We start from the raw sequence: 16,373 nt of genomic DNA, 5'->3' as shown, positions 1-16,373 counted from the left end.
CATTTCTCGGGCGCCGCGAGGTAAATGTGAGCTATTGACCGGCCGCATTTTCCGATGCTAGGTTCCACCTGGTCGAGACGTCGCGACTCTCCGTAGTAAGCCCAGTTCAAGGCCAGGTGCAGCTCGACACTCACGGTGCGCTTCGACATGGACCCCCGATGGTTCGCAATTGTTCTGCGCCTGGCTTTTGTGCCGCATCCATCCGTCCCGCACAGCATGTGGGTCGGCCGTATCACCACGGTCACAAAAGGGAGATCTGTCATGGCCACATTCCTCAAGCGCAAGGCGACGGTGGTGGCCCTCGCCGCGCTGTCCCTCACCCTGGCCGGCGGCGGCATCGCGGCCGCCGCCCACCCGGCGGCGAAGGCCCCGGCCGAGGTCGGGCAGCCCGGCGCGCGCCAGCCCGGCCAGCAGCCGCCGGTGACCGCCGCCGAGACCCGGGCCGCGAGGTCCGCGCTGAACGCCACCCTGGCCGCGCCGGCGCCCGGGCTGGTCGCCTGGGCGGTGGTCAGCCCGAACGGGACCCTGCTCCAGCACTCGGCCAACGTGGTGAGCGCCAAGAAGTTCTCCCCGTCGACGCCGGGGCAGTTCGCGGGGCAGTACCAGGTGACGCTCGACTACGCGGTCAACCTCAAGGGCCTGCACGCCACGATCGGCACCAACGACGCGGCGAACGTCCCGCCCGCGGGCGAGGTCGCGGTCGCGCCCCGCTACCTGATCCCGAACGCGGTCTTCGTCCAGACCCGCAACTCCACCGGCGGGTACGCGGACCGGCCGTTCCACCTGCTCATCGCCAACTGACCCCCGCCGGCAGCCGGCCCCCGCCCCCGGGCGGGGGCCGCCTGTCGTGCTCGCCTGCCCCCGTCTGCCCCGGCCCGGGCCCGCTCGCGCCGTTGCCGACCGGCCGGGGGAGTCGTCCCGATCCGGCCCCGGAACGGTCCCCGAGGGGTCGATAATCCGACGTTTGTCCGCACGCCGGCACGGGAAGCAAGCACCGTGACGGACATCTCGGACACCCTGGCCAGCGTGCCCAGCCCGGTCGATGCCGACGCGAGCGGCGTCGAGCTGGATCAGACCCTCTTCGAGGTCAAACGCGTGATCGTCGGGCAGGATCGGCTCGTCGATCGCCTGCTCACCGCCCTGATCGCCGACGGCCACTGCCTACTGGAGGGCGTGCCGGGAGTGGCCAAGACCCTCGCGGCGCAGACCCTCGCCACCGTGGTCGGCGGCACCTTCTCCCGGATCCAGTTCACCCCCGACCTGGTCCCCTCGGACATCGTCGGCACCCGCATCTACCGGGCCTCCACCGAGGCGTTCGACGTGGAGCTGGGCCCGATCATGGCGAACCTGGTGCTCGCCGACGAGATCAACCGGGCCCCGGCCAAGGTGCAGTCGGCGCTGCTCGAAGCGATGGCCGAGCGGCAGGTCTCCATCGGCGGCCGGAGCTGGCCGGTCCCCGACCCGTTCCTGGTGCTGGCCACCCAGAACCCGATCGAGTCGGAGGGTGTCTACCAGCTCCCCGAGGCGCAGCGCGACCGCTTCCTCATGAAGGTCGTCGTCGGCTACCCGAGCGACGCCGACGAACTGGCCATCCTCTACCGGATGAGCACCGAGCGGCCGACCGCCCGCCCGGTGCTCGACCCGGTCCGGCTGCGCGAACTCCAGCGGCGCGCCGCCGACGTCTTCGTCCACCACGCCCTCGCCGAGTACGTGGTCCGGCTCATCCTCGCCACCCGGGACCCGGGGCGGTTCGGGCTGCCCGAGATCGCGCCGCTGCTGGCGTACGGGGCGAGCCCACGGGCCACCCTCGGCCTGGTGGCGGCGGCGCGGGCGCAGGCGCTGATCCACGGCCGCGACCACGTGCTCCCGGAGGACGTCCGGGATCTCGCGGTCGACGTGCTGGCCCACCGGCTCGTGCTCTCCTTCGACGCGGTGGCCGACGGGGTCTCCGCCGAGACGCTGGTCCGCCGGCTGGTCGAGGCGGTGCCGCCACCCCGGGTGGTCACCGGGCACCCGGAGGCGGCGCCCGACCTGGCGGCGGCATGAGACGCCGGGACGCACCCGCCAGGCCCGACCCCGGACTGGCCGACCTGGCCCCCGACCAGCGGCTGCGCCGCCTGGAACTGACCGTCACCCGGCGCCTCGACGGGCTGCTGCACGGCCAGTACCGCGGCCTGCTGCCCGGTCCCGGCAGCGAGGCGGCCGGCAGCCGGGAGTACCGCCCCGGGGAGGACGAGGTCCGCCGGATGGACTGGGCGGTGACCGCGCGGACCACCGTCCCGCACGTACGCGAGGTCGACGCCGACCGCGAGCTGACCACCTGGCTGCTGGTCGACGCCAGCCCCAGCATGGAGTACGGCACGGCCACACTGGACAAACGGGAGCTGGCGGTGGCCGCCGTGGCGGCGGTCGGCTTCCTCACGGCCGGCGTCGGCAACCGCCTCGGCGGCCAGGTGCTCGCCCCGGACGGGATCCGCCGGTTCCCGGCCCGCGGCGGGCGTACCCACCTGCTGGGGCTGCTCCGCGCCCTGCTGGGCGCGCCGCGCACCGACGGGCACCCGCAGACGCCGGGCCTGCACGACGGGCTGGACGGGCTCCAGCGGATGGCCACCCGGCGCGGGCTCGTGGTGGTGGTCTCCGACTTCCTCGACGGGCTGCCCGACGAGCCGGACGCCGCCCCGGCCTGGGAGGCCGTGCTGCGCCGGCTGGCCGTCCGGCACCAGGTGCTGGCGGTCGAGGTGACCGACCCGCGCGAGCTGGAGCTGCCCGACGTCGGGCTGGTCACCCTTGTCGACCCGGAGACCGGCCGCCGCCGCGAGGTGTGGACCGGGGACCCGGCCCTGCGCGAACGGTACGCCCAGGCCGCCGCCGCCCAGCGCGACCAGGTGCGGGACGCGCTGCGCCGGTCCGGTGCGACGCACCTGGCGCTGCGTACCGACCGGGACTGGAGCGCCGACATCGTCCGGCACGTGCACGCCCAGCGCCGGCTCGCGGCCGCGCCCGCCGCGGCCCGGGGAGGTGCCGCGTGACCTGGCAGTCACCCGCCCGACTCTGGCTCCTGCTCGGTGTCGCCGCGCTGGTCGTCGGCTACCTGGCCATGCAGCGCCGGCAGAGCCGGTACGCGGTGCGCTTCACGAACCTGCGGCTGCTGGACCGGGTCGCCCCGCAGCGGCCGGCCTGGCGCCGGCACGTCCCGGCGGGGCTCTTCCTCGCCATGCTCGCGCTGCTGGTGGTCGGCTTCGCGCGGCCCAACGCCGAGGTGCGGGTGCCCCGGGAACGGGCCACCGTGATGGTGGCGGTGGACGTCTCCACCTCGATGCTGGCCGGCGACGTCGATCCGGACCGGTTGACCGCCGCCAAGGAGGCCGCCCGCCGGTTCGTCGACGGGCTGCCGGACGAGTTCAACGTGGGACTCGTGGCGTTCGCCGGCAGCGCGGCGGTGGTGGTGCCGCCGAGCACCGACCGGGATGCGCTGGACGAGGGGGTCGAGCGGCTCGCCGAGGGGATCACCGGGGTGCAGGGCACCGCCATCGGCGAGGCCATCAGCACCTCGCTGGGCGCGGTCAAGAGCCTGGACGCCAAGGCCGCGAAGGACCCGCCGCCGGCGCGGATCATCATCCTCTCCGACGGGGCGAACACGTCCGGCATGGACCCGCTGGAGGCGGCCGGCCAGGCCGTGGCGGCCAAGGTGCCGGTGCACACCATCTCGTTCGGCACCCCGTCCGGCTCGGTCGACCGGGGTGGGCGGGCCATCCAGGTGCCGGTCGACGGGCAGACCCTCAAGGCGGTCGCCGAGGAGACCGGGGGCGGCTTCCACGAGGCGTCCACCAGCGCCGAGCTGCGCGCCGTCTACGAGGACATCGGCACGTCGGTGGGCTACCGCAACGAACGGCAGGACATCTCGGCCCGCTTCATCGGTCTCGGGCTGGTCTTCGCCATGGGGGCCGCCGCCGGATCGCTGCGGTGGTTCTCCCGACTGCCCTGAACCGCAAGGACCGGACGACGCACGACGTGAGGAGCCCAGGTATGGCAGTGCAGACCGGACTCGGCGAGCCGCGCGGCCCGTGGTTCGTCTCGCCGGAGCTGGACCCGGACGGGCGCGGGCGCTGGGACGTACCCGGTTCCGAGCAGGAGGCCGCGCGGCGGGGCTGGCGGCGCCGGCTCCTGAGCGCGGCGGCGGTGGTGGCCCTCTCCACCGTCTCCGGTGCGGCGGCCGGCACCTGGGCCGCCGACCGGGACGCCCCCGGGCCGTCGGCGGCCTCGGCCGCGCCGGTGCCGGCGGAACTGGTCACCGCCGCCGAGAAGACCGTCCCCGGGGTGGTCTCGGTGATGGTCGGCGGGTCGTCCGGCGCGTCGGCCAGCGGCTCCGGCTTCGCCATCGACAACGAGCAGCACATCGTGACCAACGACCACATCCTGTCCCGGGGCGGCTCCGGGCCGGTGACGGTGGAGACCGCCGACGGGCGCCGGTTCACGGCCGAGGTGGTGGGGCGGGAACCGGGCAGCGACCTGGCGGTGCTGAAGGTCCCGGCGTCGGCCCGGCTGTCGGCGCTGCCGCTGGCCAAGCCGAACTCGGCCCGGGTGGGCGAGCCGGTGCTCGCGGTCGGCTCCCCGCTCGGCCTGGCCGGCACCGTCACCGCCGGTATCGTCAGCGCGCTCAACCGGCAGGTCCGCATCGGCAACGGCCGGCACACCGCCGTGCAGACCGACGCCTCGATCAACCCGGGCAACTCCGGTGGGCCGCTGGTCAACGCGCGGGGCGAGGTGGTCGGGGTGAACACGGCCATCGCCACCATCGACGGCAACGGCTCCATCGGCATCGGGTTCGCCATCCCGATCGACCAGGTCCAGCAGACCGCCGACACCATCATCGGCCGCGGCGGCTGACCGGCCCGGCGGCCCTGACCTGCGCCGCCGTGCAGGGCCGCCCGCCGGAGCGGGAACTGTCGGATATCCGGCCTGGGACCATCGGGCCATGGAAATATTACGCTGAGTATGGATACTGGCGTGGGTGGAGCAAGCTGTCATCGCGGCCCTCCTCCTGGTGGGCCTGGTCATCGGCGCCGGTGTCGGCGCGTCGTACGCCCGCGCGCAGCGGGGTTGGAAGGACTATCAGACGATCCGGACCAGCGTCCCGGGTGCCCGGCGCACCGCCTGGACGGCGATCCGTGGGGTGGTCACCAAGATCGGGGTGATCGCGCTGCTGCTGGTCGGGGCGGCCGCGTACGCGGCGGCCGGGTCGGACCACGAACGGGCGGGCCCCGCGCCCACCCCCACCCCGACCGTGACCGCCACTCCGGGCCACCGCGCCGGGCGCTAGCCTCGGGGCGTGGACGACGGACTGCGGGTGACGGACCGGCTCGTGGTGCCCGAGGCCGAGCTGCGGGAGCGTTTCTCCCGCTCGTCCGGCCCGGGTGGTCAGGGCGTCAACACGACCGACTCGCGGGTGGAGCTGAGCTTCGACCTGGCCGGGTCGCCGAGCGTGCCCGAGTCGCTGCGCGCCCGCGCCCTGGACCGGCTCGCCGGCCGGCTGGTCGACGGGGTGCTGACCGTCGCGGCCAGTGAGCACCGGGCGCAGCTGGCAAACCGGGAGGCGGCCCGCGAGCGGATGGCCGCCCTGCTGCGCGAGGCCGTGGCGCCGCCGCCGAAGCCGCGCCGCCCCACCCGCCCCTCGCGGGCGGCCAAGGAGCGCCGGCTGGCCGACAAGAAGCGGCAGTCCCAGCGCAAGCGCGACCGCCGGGCCGACGGGGACTGAGCTGCGCCGGCCGCCCGGCCTCGCCCTGGTCGGGCCGGGCGAGCGGCGGGTCCGGCTCCCGGTGGTCAGCGCGACGGCACCGGCCCGCTGGTGGCCCGCTCGTCGTCGCGGAGCACCTCGAACCCGGTGAGGGCCAGGCAGACCCCGGCCAGCAGGGCCAGCGCGAGCAGCGCCGACAGCCCGGTCGTCAGCGGCAGCAGCGCCGCCACCACCAGGGCCTGCACCAGCCGGGCCGGACGCCGGCGCCCGGTCGTGCGCCACCGGAACGCCTGGACGCCCAACAGGTAGAGCAGCACCCCGCCGAAGAGCGCGGCGTGCGCCAGCGGGTACGGCGGCGGCCCGAGCTCGAAGAAGCCCCGGCTGCCCAGCACCGACATGGTCTTGCGCAGGCCGAGCGAGACCAGCACGATCCCCGCCACCATCGGCAGGTGCAGCCACGTGTACGCGTCGCGGGCCAGCCGGGTCCGGGTGCGGAGGTCGGCGGCGGCCAGCATCCGTTCCCCCTCGGTGCTGTCCCAGCCGAAGTAGGCCCACCACAGGGCGGCCAGCAGGGCGGTGCCGAGGAAGGCCGCCACGACGATCCGGGCCGAAATCGGGGTGTAGACCACCGCGCTGCCCATCGAGATCACCGCCTCCCCGAGGCCGATGATGATGATCAGGCTGTGCCGGTCGGCCCAGTGCTCCGCCGAGCGCACGCTGAGGTGGCGCAGGCCCACCCGGGCGTTCCCGACCAGGTCGACGGCGATGGCGAGCAGCCACAACCCGACCCGCGGCGGGGAGAACTGGCGGACGTCGCCGACCGGCAGCGGCAGCAGCGCGGCGACCAGCATCAGGCCGAGCGACACCAGGGTCGGCACGGCGGCCCGCAGCGGCGGCGTCCGCCACGCCGGGTCCTGCCACGCCACCAGCCCGAACGAGGCCAGGTGCAGCAACCGGATGGCCGCGTAGCAGGCGATGAAGATCAGCGGCCCGGGCAGGCCGCCGCGCGAGTCGTCGATCGCCTGCGGGCTGGCCAGCGTGATCAGCGCCGTGAGCGCCACCACCAGCACCATGACCAGGCGGACCACCGGACTCTCCGAGCGCACCTCGGCCGCCAGCCAGGCGTACGCGCACCAGGCCTGCCAGAGCACGGCGAGCACCAGCAGCCCGCGCGCCAGGCCGGGCCACGTCGGGTCGTCGGCCATCAGTGCGGCCACCTGGAGGAACGCGTAGACGAACACCAGGTCGAAGAAGAGCTCCTTCGGCGTGACCCCGGCGTGCCCCTGGGTCGGGCCGATCATTGCGTGCAGCCGGCGGTGCCGGCGCCGGAACACGGTCACGTCGGCCAGCGCGGTCGCCCCCACCGCAGCGGCCAGCAGGGCCAGCTCGGCCAGCACGGGCAGGTGCGGGGCGAGGGGCGCCAGCCCGGCCACCAGCAGGATGCCGAGCACCGGCGACCGGCCCAGGATGCGCAGCGTCCGCACCTCGAACAGCACCAGTCCCAGCAGGTAGAGCACCACCCCGCCGTGGAGCACCAGCACCGTGAGCGTCGAGGTCGCCCCGTCGCTGCCCACCCGCAGCTCGCCGAGCACCTTCTTCAGGCCGAGCGCCACCAGGATCAGCCCCGTCATCATCGGCAGGTGCAGGAAGCTGTACGCGTCCCGGCCGAGCACCGCGCGCCGCGTGCCGGCGGCCCGCTCCATCGCCTGCTCGGCCGCGAACCGGGCCACGTCGAAGTAGGTCCACCACAGCGCGCCGGCCAGCGCCACCCCGAGCAGCGCCCCGGCGAGCACCGCCGGCGTCAGCGGTTGGGTCGCCGCCACCCCCTGGCTCAGCCCCACCGAGATGATCGTCTCGCCGAACCCGATCAGGATGATCAGGGCGTGCCGCTCCGCCCAGTAGGGGATCGAGCCGATCGACCACCGGTCCGCGGGAACCAGGACCGCACCGCCGTACTCGGCCACGATGGCGCAGCCCACCAGCGTGAAACGGACCCACTCCCTGGCCACGCCGTCCGACACGTGGCCCGGGACCAGCGCGGCGGCGAGCAGGAACAGCGCCCCGGCCAAGGCCGCCGGCCAGGCCCGCAGCGCCAGCCGGCGGGGCCCCGACTCCCCGGCCCCGGCCCGCGCGGCGACGGTCAGCGCGGTACCGCGCACGACCAGGTAGCCGAGGGCGAAGACCACCGGCCCGGAAAGCCCGCCGGGCCGGTCGAGGAACGCCTCGCGCACCGTGAGGCCCATCACGAACAGGGTGGCGCTGAGCCCGAACATCACCACCGGCATGACCCCGCGGTCGAACCGGATGGTGCTGCCCAGCCAGGCGAACGGCGCCCAGCACCACCAGAGCAGCACGAGCAGCAGCAGGCCGCGGGGCAGCCCGGCCGCGTTGAGCTGCTCGGCGGTCACCCCGGTGACGTTGAGGAACGCGAAGACGAAGATCAGGTCGAGGAAGAGCTCCAGCCGGCTGACGCCGCCCGCGTCGCCGGCCAGCTGGATCCGACCGACGCCGCCCACCACCTCACTGTGCCAACCGGGCCGGGCCCGGGCCGGAGATCCGTCCCAATCACACCCTCCGGCCGGCCGCGACCCGGAAAACGATTTGAGGACCGCCCGGCCGTCACCCAGAATCCGCCGGGTGCCGAGCGATTTCTCCGTCAAGCCCACCCTCACCGGCGACCGCGCCCTGCTGCGCCCGTTCGTCGACGACGACCTCGCGGCCTTCGAGGCGATCCTGGCCGACCCGGAGGTGGCCCGGCTCACCGGCAGCCCGCCCGGAGACGGGCTCGAACCGGCCCGGCTGCGGGCCTGGTACGGCACCCGCAACAGCCAGGCCGACCGGCTCGACCTGGCCGTGGTGGACCGGGCGACCGGGCTCTGCGTGGGCGAGGTCGTCCTCAACGAGTGGGACCGGCACAACCTCAGCTGCAACTTCCGCACCCTGATCGGCCCCGCCGGGCGGAACCGCGGGCTCGGCACCGAGGCGGTCCGGCTCATCGTCGGCTACGGCTTCGAGCAGCTCGGCCTGCACCGGATCGGGCTGGAGGTGTTCGCCTTCAACCCCCGCGCCCGCCGGGTCTATGAGAAGGTCGGTTTCGTGGTCGAGGGCACGCTGCGGCAGGTCCTCCGCGACGGCGACGGCTGGGTGGACGCCACCGTCATGTCGATCCTGGCCGACGAGTGGGCGGTGCACCGGGGTCACCCGGCCGGCTGAGCCCGCCACGCGGGACCGGGTTGAGCCGGGCCCGTCGGAGCGCTTCAATACGTACGGGAGCAAGGGCCGTCACCGATCACCACGTCACGTGACAGGAGTCCCGTCCTCATGCTCCGTTCCTCCCTGCGCGCCGCGCTGGTCGCGGTCGCCGCCCTCCTGCCCGCCCTCGCGGTCGGGTTCGCTCCCGTCTCCACCGCGCTGCCGGTCGCCGCCGCGGCCACCCCGGTCCGCGTCATGCCGCTCGGCGACTCCATCACCGGGTCGCCCGGCTGCTGGCGCTCGGTGCTCTGGAACCGCCTCCAGTCCACCGGCTACCCCGACGTCGACTTCGTCGGCACCCTCGGCCCCCAGGGCTGCGGCCAGCCCTACGACGGCGACAACGAGGGACACGGCGGCTACCTGGTCACCAACGTGGCCAACCAGAACCTGCTGCCCGGCTGGCTCGCCGCCACCCACCCGGACGTGGTGCTCATGCACTTCGGCACCAACGACGTGTGGAGCAACATCGCCCCGGCCACCATCCTGGCCGCGTACTCGAAGCTGGTGGACCAGATGCGCGCCGCCAACCCGGCGACGACCGTGCTGGTCGCGAAGATCATCCCGATGAGCCCGCCCACCTGCGCCGAGTGCGGGCAACGGGTGGTCGCGCTCGACGGCGCCGTCGACGGCTGGGCGGCGGGGAAGACCACGGCCGCCTCGCCGGTGGTCGTGGTCGACCAGTGGACCGGCTTCAGCACCGCCACCGACACCTACGACGGGGTGCATCCCAACGCCACCGGCGACCAGAAGATCGCCGACCGCTGGTATCCGGCGCTCACCGCGGCCCTGCGCCGGGCCACCCCGACGCCCACCACCTCGCCGACCGGGAGCCCCACCCCGACGCCGACGCCCAGCACGACCCCGAGCGGCGGCCCGACGCCGACGCCGACCGGCCCGTCCGGGACCGCGTGTGCGGCGACCTACCGGATCGCCGGTCAGTGGCCGGGCGGCTTCCAGGGCGAGGTCACCGTCCGTAACAGCGGCACCGCGCCGGTGTCCGGCTGGACGGCCCGGTTCACGCTGGCCGACGGCCAGCGGGTCACCCAGTCGTGGAGCGCCGAGGTGAGCCAGAGCGGCACCACGGTGACCGCCCGGAACGCGAGCTGGAACGGCGGCCTCGCTCCCGGCGCGCAGACCACCTTCGGCTTCCTGGCCGGCGGCGCCGGCACGAACCCGGTGCCGGTGGTGAGCTGCACGCCCGCCTGACCTCTCGGCCGGGCCCGTCGGCCAGGCGCCGGCGGGCCCCGGTCAGCCCGGCCGGTCCGCCCCGTCGAGGGCGGCCAGCAGGCGGCCCCGCAGCTCGCCGGCCCGCTCCGCGAACCCCCGCTGGGCGGCGGCGTACTCGGCCCGGCCCTCCGGGGTCTCCACCCGCACCGGCGGGTAACCGAGGTCGGCCAGGTCGTAGGGGCTGGCCCGCATGTCCAGCGTGCGGATCTCCCGGGCCAGCGCGAAGGCGTCCGCCACCAGCTCGGACGGCACCAGCGGCGAGAGCTTGTACGCCCACTTGTAGAGGTCCATGTTGGCGTGCAGGCAGCCCGGCTGCTCCAGCGCGTGCTGGCTCTCCCGGGTCGGGGTGAGCACGTTGAGCGGCCGGGCCGGCGCCGTGAAGAACCGGAACGCGTCGAAGTGGCTGCACCGCACGCCGCGCTCCTCGACCACCGCCGCGGTGCCCGCCGGGCTGAGCCGCAGCGGCCAGGCGTTGTGCCGCACCTCGTCCTGGGTCTGCCGGTAGACCATCGCCCACTCGTGCATCCCGAAGCAGCCGAAGTGGGCCGGCCGCCCGGCGGTCGCCGCGAGCAGCGTACGGATCCAGGAGATCGACTCGGCCCGCCGCGCGCGTACCCCCTCGGTGTCGAGGGTGACCCCGGCGGCGGTGGCGCGGTAGTCCCGGCCGAACGTGGCCGGGTCGGCGTCGCGCAGCGTCACTCCGGCGCCGGGGTGCCAGCGGCGCAGCTGGGCCGGGCGGTGCGAGTAGTAGGTGAAGAGGAAGTCCTCCACCGGGTGCGGCACCCCGGCGCGGCGGCGGGCCAGGTGCGGTGCCAGCCAGGCGTCGACCCGCTCCTCGTGGGCGCGCCGCCGGGCCTGCCAGTCGGCCGCGTCGAGCGCGGTGGCGGGGGCGAGGGCGGCGGTCACGGACCCCAGGGTACGGCCGCCGCCCGGCCCCGGTCACCGCACGTCGACCCGCACCCCGGCGGAGAAGACGCCGCTGCGCAGCTCCAACTGCTTCGGCGGGTCGTCGCCGTGCACCGTGAACACCAGGGGCAGCAGCACCCGGGAGCCCGCGGCGACCGGCTGGGCGAAAACGTCCCGGCCGAGGTTCGCCACGCGGGTGGCGCTCTCGTCGGTGGCGACCCAGTTCCCTCCGGGCAGGTACGCCCGCTGCAACTGCCCGTGCCAGGTCTGCTCGCCGCCCGTGAGGTTGCGCACCCCGACCGTGGCCAGGCACTGCCGGCCGCCCGCCGACGCCGACGGCAGCGTCCCCGCGCCGCAGGCCAGCCGGTAGACGGTGAACTCGAACGCGGTCTCGCGCAGCGGGACGCCGAGCGCGCCGGTCACGCTGTTGCCCACCCAGGCGCCGCTGGTCGGCTGCTTGGTGGTGTCCATGGCGGCCACCCGCTGGGTGGCCGTCCAGGCCGCCGCGCCGACCACGCCGGCCAGCACCGCCGCCGCGACCCCGACCACCATCCAGATCGGCGGACGGCGGCGGCGCCCGGCGGGGGCGGGCATCGACGGGCGCGGGTAGACCGTGCCCCGGTCCGCCGGGCCGCCCACGCCGCCGGCGACGGGCGGGGCGCCGGTGGTAGCCGGGGCCGGGTCGGGCCCGCCGCGCCGCCGCCACGCCCACCACAGCACGCCCATGGTCAGGACCAGGAGCGCGGCCAGCGCGGCCAGCAGCACCGGCGGGCGGCGCCAGGCCGGCGCCGCGGTCACCTGTGCCGCCGGAACCGCGGCGGCGCCCGTCCAGGTCGCCGTGGCGCAGTCGTACGGCCGGGTGCCGTCGGTGCCGTAGGCGCAGGTCGGCGCGGTCACCGACCGGCCCGGGGCGGCCACGGTCAGGGCGGTGTTCAGCGTGGTGGTGCTCCGTGCCGGCAGCCGCAGCCGCCAGGTCACCTCGTTGGCGGTGGCCGACCCGATCGGCCGGTTGGCCCGGCCGCCGCCGGTCACCGCGGTCGCCCGGGACCCGGCCGGCAGCTCCTGCCGGACGGTCGTCTCGACGGGCGTGGGACCGCCGTTGCGGACCTGGATCCGGTAGCCCGGCGCCGGGGTGCCGGCCGCCGCCACCGCCACCGTGACGGGTGGCCCGCTCAGCTGGATGGGCGCCGGCTTGGTCGTCGGCATGGCCGGTGGCGCCGCCGGCATCCCGGTCGGGATCGGGGTGGCCTGGGCCACCGCGGCCGGCGGGGCCGCCGGTTGCGGCGGCGCGGCCGCCGCCCGGGGCGCCGCCCCGGGCAGGGCCGGCACGGCGGCGATGACGCCGAGGCAGTTCACGAGCACTGCCAGGGTCCTGTGGTGTCGTCTCGATGCAGGCATACGAACGAACCTCCGGCCCCGAAGCTATGGGCCCGGACCCGCCGGGCGGGTACGAAGTCCGCAATCCCGCCCCGGCCGACGCGGGCCGGCGTACCCTGGCGCGCCGCCCGGCCGGGCCCGTGGCCGCGTCCGGCGTGGCGCGGCCGGCCGGCGGGGATAGATTGGCCGGGTGCGTATCGCTCGTTTCGCTCATGCCAAGGGAATGTCGTTCGGGGTCGTCGAGGGCGAGTCGGAGGCCGGGTCGCAGGGCCTGACCATCGCCGAGATCGAGGGCCATCCGTTCGGGCAGATCCAGTTCTCCGGCGCCCGCTGGGCGCTCTCCGACGTCCGGCTGCTCTCGCCGATCCTGCCGAGCAAGGTGGTCTGTGTCGGCCGCAACTACGCCGAACACGCCGCCGAGCACGGCAGCGAGGTGCCCAAGGAGCCGCTGCTGTTCCTCAAGCCGTCCACCTCGGTGATCGGCCCGCGGGACGCCATCCGGCTGCCGATCTTCTCGAAGCAGGTCGAGCACGAGGCCGAACTGGCCGTCGTGATCGGCGCCCCGGGCGCGCGCCGGGCCGACCGGGCCGCCGCCGAGCGGGCCATCTTCGGCTACACCTGCGCCAACGACGTCACGGCGCGGGACCTCCAGCGCTCCGACGGGCAGTGGACCCGGGCGAAGGGCTTCGACTCGTTCTGCCCCATCGGGCCGTGGATCACCACGGGGCTGGACGTCTCCGACCTGGAGGTCCGCTGCGAGGTGGGCCGCAACCCGGAGGAGATGGAGGTACGCCAGCTCGGCCGCACGAAGGACATGGTGTTCGACGTGCCGGCCCTGGTGTCGTACATCTCCCACGTCATGACGTTGCTCCCCGGTGACGTGGTGCTGACCGGCACGCCGGCCGGGGTTAGCCCGCTCACCGAGGGGGATACGGTCACCGTGCGGATCGAGGGGATCGGCGAACTCACCAACCCGGTGGTGCCGGTCGCCTGACGCGTCCGACGCCCCGTTTCCGCAGTTCAGGGCGGGTTCGAGGGGGTTGGATTTGGCCTGCCGGCACCGGGAGGGTAAAGTTCGTTCCTGGCGCCGCAAGGGGCCAATGGGGTATGGGGTAATTGGCAGCCCGACTGATTCTGGTTCAGTTAGTCTAGGTTCGAGTCCTGGTACCCCAGCGCAGCCGCGGATTCGCGAGAATCCCGGACGCTGGATTCTGGCGGAGTTCCGCTCCGCTCCTCGCGAGGGGGGCGGCAGATGATCTCTGATAGAGTGCAGCTTCCCCGCCCGTCAGGGCGCGGAAGCATGAAGTTCTGGCCCCGTCGTCTAGCGGCCCAGGACGCCGCCCTCTCAAGGCGGTAGCGCCGGTTCGAATCCGGTCGGGGCTACAAGCGCTGGCAGCCCGTCCCACCTCGTGGGGCGGGCTGTTTCGTTGTTTCCCCCGGTCCGGCGGCCGGACCCCCGGGTCGGGGCCGGACGTGGTGCCGCTAGACTACTGCGGCACCGCTCGTCAGGGCGGTGAAGCAGGAAAAGTGCCTGGCCCCGTCGTCTAGCGGCCCAGGACGCCGCCCTCTCAAGGCGGTAGCGCCGGTTCGAATCCGGTCGGGGCTACCAGTAGCGAACGGCCCGTCTCCCCCGGAGACGGGCCGTTCGCCGTCCCACCCCCACGTCCCCACCCCCCGGGGGGAGGGGTTCGGGGTCAGAGGCCGGAGAGGCGTTGGCCGGCGCGGACCACGGCCATGGCGTGGCGTTCGCCGGGGCGGCGGCCCAGGCGCTCGATCGGCCCGGAGATGCTGATCGCGGCGATGACCCGGCCGGTGCGGTCGCGGATCGGGGCCGAGACGCTCGCCACACCGGCCTCCCGCTCGGCGACGCTCTGCGCCCAGCCGCGGCGGCGCACCTCGGCGAGGGTGCGGCCGGTGAACTTCGACCGGGGCAGCAGCGGCATGACCGCCTCGGGCGGCTCCCAGGCGAGCAGGATCTGCGCCGCCGAGCCGGCCGTCATGGGCAGCACCGAGCCGACCGGCACGGTGTCCCGCAGGCCGCTGGCCCGCTCGGCCGCGGCCACGCAGATCCGCTCGTCCGCGCGGCGCAGGTAGAGCTGGGCGCTCTCCCCGGTGGCGTCGCGCAGCGCGGCGAGCAGCGGTTCGGCCGCGGTCAGCAGCACGTCCGGCGCGGCGTTCGCCAGCTCGCCGAGCCGGGGGCCCGGGCGCCAGCGGCCCTGGGTGTCCCGGACGAGCATCCGGTGGATCTCCAGCGCCTGTGCCAGCCGGTGCGCGGTGGCCCGGGGCAGCTTGGTGCGTTCAACGAGTTCGGCCAGGCTGGCGCCGTCGACACAGGCGGCCAGGATGACCACCGCCTTGTCGAGAACGCCGACACCGCTCATACTGTGTCCCACAAGCCGAAATTTACCTCCCAGAATTTAGGATGTCCAGATGGTGGGAGTCACTCAACCGAGGACCCTGGCCGAGAAGGTCTGGGACACGCACGTCGTTCGCTCCGCCGCCGGCGAGCCGGACCTGCTCTTCATCGACCTGCACCTGCTCCACGAGGTCACCAGCCCGCAGGCGTTCGACGGGCTGCGCCTGGCCGGCCGCCCGGTCCGCCGCACGGACCTCACGATCGCGACCGAGGACCACAACACCCCGACCGGGTACGACGACCCGGCGTTCCGCTCCCGGCGCGGCGACCTGCTCACGATCGCGGACCCCACCTCCCGCACCCAGATCGAGACGTTGCGCCGCAACTGCGCCGAGTTCGGCGTACGGCTGCACCCGCTGGGCGACGAGAACCAGGGCATCGTGCACGTCATCGGCCCCCAGCTCGGCCTCACCCAGCCCGGCATGACGATCGTCTGCGGCGACTCGCACACCGCCACCCACGGCGCGTTCGGTGCGCTCGCCTTCGGCATCGGCACCAGTGAGGTGGAGCACGTGCTGGCCACCCAGACGCTCCCGCAGGCCCGCCCGAAGACCATGGCCGTGAACGTCACCGGCCAGCTCGCACCGGGCGTCACCGCCAAGGACCTGGTGCTCGCCCTGATCGCCCAGGTGGGCACCGGCGGCGGGCGCGGCCACATCGTGGAGTACCGGGGCGAGGCCATCCGGAACCTCTCGATGGAGGGGCGGATGACCATCGCCAACATGTCCATCGAGTGGGGCGCGAAGGCCGGCATGATCGCGCCGGACGAGACCACCTTCGCGTACCTCAAGGGGCGGCCGAACGCGCCGCAGGGGGCCGACTGGGACGCCGCGGTGGCCCACTGGCGGACGCTGCCCACCGACGAGGGCGCGACCTTCGACACCGAGGTCACCCTGGACGCGAGCCGGGTCACCCCGTTCGTCACCTGGGGCACCAACCCCGGCCAGGGCCTGCCGCTGGGCGCCGCCGTGCCGGACCCGGAGGAGTTCGTCACCGAGCCCGAGCGGGTCGCCGCGCGCCGGGCCCTGGAGTACATGGACCTCACGCCCGGCACCGCGCTGCGTGACCTGGCCGTGGACGTGGTCTTCGTCGGCTCCTGCACCAACGGCCGGCTGGAGGACCTGCGGGCCGCCGCCGACGTGCTGCGCGGGCACAAGGTCGCCGACGGCGTACGCATGCTGGTGGTGCCCGGTTCCGCCGCGGTGCGCGAGGCGGCCGAGGCGGAGGGTCTGGACAAGGTCTTCGCCGACGCCGGCGCCGAGTGGCGCTTCGCCGGCTGCTCCATGTGCCTGGGCATGAACCCGGACACGCTGAAGCCGGGCGAGCGCTCCGCCTCGACCTCCAACCGCAACTTCGAGGGCCGCCAGGGCCGGGGCGGGCGTACGCACCTGGTGTCCCCGCCGGTCGCCGCCGCCACCGCCGTGGTCGGCCGGCTGGCCGCCCCCGCCGACCTGTAGAAGG

At 74.7% G+C, this 16,373-nt stretch carries 15 protein-coding genes and 3 tRNA genes; 14 read left to right on the top strand and 4 right to left on the bottom strand.

The features are described from left to right. The first annotated feature begins 261 nt into the window (after positions 1–261). From ABZ452_RS01010 to arfB, 7 genes are all read left to right on the top strand, one after another. Positions 262–801 (top strand): hypothetical protein, encoded by a 540-nt coding sequence (locus tag ABZ452_RS01010; protein WP_357937504.1) that lies wholly within the window; start codon positions 262–264, stop codon positions 799–801. 195 nt (positions 802–996) lie between these two features. Beyond that, positions 997–2,046: a MoxR family ATPase gene (locus tag ABZ452_RS01005; RefSeq protein WP_357937502.1), complete on the top strand. Its 1,050-nt coding sequence runs from the start codon at positions 997–999 to the stop codon at positions 2,044–2,046. Continuing rightward, on the top strand, positions 2,043–3,029 hold the full coding sequence (locus tag ABZ452_RS01000; protein ID WP_357937501.1) for a DUF58 domain-containing protein: 987 nt from the start codon (positions 2,043–2,045) through the stop codon (positions 3,027–3,029). The genes ABZ452_RS01005 and ABZ452_RS01000 overlap by 4 nt, the downstream gene beginning before the upstream one ends. After that, entirely contained in the window at positions 3,026–3,985 is a 960-nt protein-coding gene (locus ABZ452_RS00995) for a VWA domain-containing protein (RefSeq protein ID WP_357937499.1), read from the top strand. The genes ABZ452_RS01000 and ABZ452_RS00995 overlap by 4 nt, the downstream gene beginning before the upstream one ends. A gap of 41 nt (positions 3,986–4,026) precedes the next feature. After that, positions 4,027–4,887: a trypsin-like peptidase domain-containing protein gene (locus ABZ452_RS00990; RefSeq protein ID WP_357937497.1), complete on the top strand. Its 861-nt coding sequence runs from the start codon at positions 4,027–4,029 to the stop codon at positions 4,885–4,887. A 124-nt stretch (positions 4,888–5,011) separates the two neighbouring features. Continuing rightward, positions 5,012–5,320: a hypothetical protein gene (locus tag ABZ452_RS00985; RefSeq protein ID WP_357937495.1), complete on the top strand. Its 309-nt coding sequence runs from the start codon at positions 5,012–5,014 to the stop codon at positions 5,318–5,320. Between the two features lie 9 nt (positions 5,321–5,329). After that, entirely contained in the window at positions 5,330–5,755 is a 426-nt protein-coding gene (gene arfB / locus ABZ452_RS00980) for an alternative ribosome rescue aminoacyl-tRNA hydrolase ArfB (protein WP_357937494.1), read from the top strand. Positions 5,756–5,820: 65 nt separating this feature from the next. On the opposite strand, the gene ABZ452_RS00975 is transcribed toward arfB, so the two are convergent. Then, on the bottom strand, positions 5,821–8,250 hold the full coding sequence (locus ABZ452_RS00975) for a low temperature requirement protein A (protein WP_357937492.1): 2,430 nt from the start codon (positions 8,248–8,250) through the stop codon (positions 5,821–5,823). Between the two features lie 121 nt (positions 8,251–8,371). Between ABZ452_RS00975 and ABZ452_RS00970 the strand changes: the two genes are divergently transcribed. Further along, on the top strand, positions 8,372–8,947 hold the full coding sequence (locus tag ABZ452_RS00970) for a GNAT family protein (protein ID WP_357937490.1): 576 nt from the start codon (positions 8,372–8,374) through the stop codon (positions 8,945–8,947). 108 nt (positions 8,948–9,055) lie between these two features. Further along, positions 9,056–10,192: a cellulose binding domain-containing protein gene (locus ABZ452_RS00965; protein WP_357937488.1), complete on the top strand. Its 1,137-nt coding sequence runs from the start codon at positions 9,056–9,058 to the stop codon at positions 10,190–10,192. Between the two features lie 42 nt (positions 10,193–10,234). Here the strand turns inward: ABZ452_RS00965 and ABZ452_RS00960 are convergent, their stop codons facing one another. Together ABZ452_RS00960 and ABZ452_RS00955 are read right to left on the bottom strand one after the other, a co-directional pair. Next, positions 10,235–11,119 carry a 3-methyladenine DNA glycosylase gene (locus tag ABZ452_RS00960; protein ID WP_357937486.1) on the bottom strand — a complete coding sequence of 295 codons (885 nt, stop codon included), beginning with the start codon at positions 11,117–11,119 and terminating at the stop codon, positions 10,235–10,237. 33 nt (positions 11,120–11,152) lie between these two features. After that, a complete protein-coding gene (locus ABZ452_RS00955; protein ID WP_357937484.1) occupies positions 11,153–12,517 on the bottom strand; it encodes a hypothetical protein in 1,365 nt (454 codons plus the stop codon). A 169-nt stretch (positions 12,518–12,686) separates the two neighbouring features. Between ABZ452_RS00955 and ABZ452_RS00950 the strand changes: the two genes are divergently transcribed. From ABZ452_RS00950 to ABZ452_RS00935, 4 genes are all read left to right on the top strand, one after another. Then, positions 12,687–13,490 (top strand): fumarylacetoacetate hydrolase family protein, encoded by an 804-nt coding sequence (locus ABZ452_RS00950; protein ID WP_357937482.1) that lies wholly within the window; start codon positions 12,687–12,689, stop codon positions 13,488–13,490. Between the two features lie 107 nt (positions 13,491–13,597). Beyond that, positions 13,598–13,669 (top strand) — tRNA-Gln (locus ABZ452_RS00945). A gap of 137 nt (positions 13,670–13,806) precedes the next feature. Further along, positions 13,807–13,879, top strand: a tRNA-Glu gene (locus ABZ452_RS00940). Positions 13,880–14,029: 150 nt separating this feature from the next. Continuing rightward, positions 14,030–14,105, top strand: a tRNA-Glu gene (locus ABZ452_RS00935). 85 nt (positions 14,106–14,190) lie between these two features. Here ABZ452_RS00935 and ABZ452_RS00930 read toward each other — a convergent pair. Then, on the bottom strand, positions 14,191–14,877 hold the full coding sequence (locus ABZ452_RS00930) for an IclR family transcriptional regulator (RefSeq protein ID WP_013284529.1): 687 nt from the start codon (positions 14,875–14,877) through the stop codon (positions 14,191–14,193). A gap of 49 nt (positions 14,878–14,926) precedes the next feature. Here ABZ452_RS00930 and leuC point away from each other — a divergent pair, with 49 nt between their 5' ends. Then, positions 14,927–16,369, top strand: a complete 1,443-nt coding sequence (gene leuC / locus ABZ452_RS00925) for a 3-isopropylmalate dehydratase large subunit (protein WP_357937480.1) — start codon at positions 14,927–14,929, stop codon at positions 16,367–16,369. The last annotated feature ends 4 nt before the right edge of the window (positions 16,370–16,373 follow it).

This window comes from Micromonospora sp. NPDC005707 (assembly GCF_040631005.1).
In the GTDB taxonomy this organism is placed as follows: domain Bacteria; phylum Actinomycetota; class Actinomycetes; order Mycobacteriales; family Micromonosporaceae; genus Micromonospora.
The sequence above is the reverse complement of the archived record's forward strand: the minus strand, read 5'-3'. Positions and strand labels throughout refer to the sequence as shown.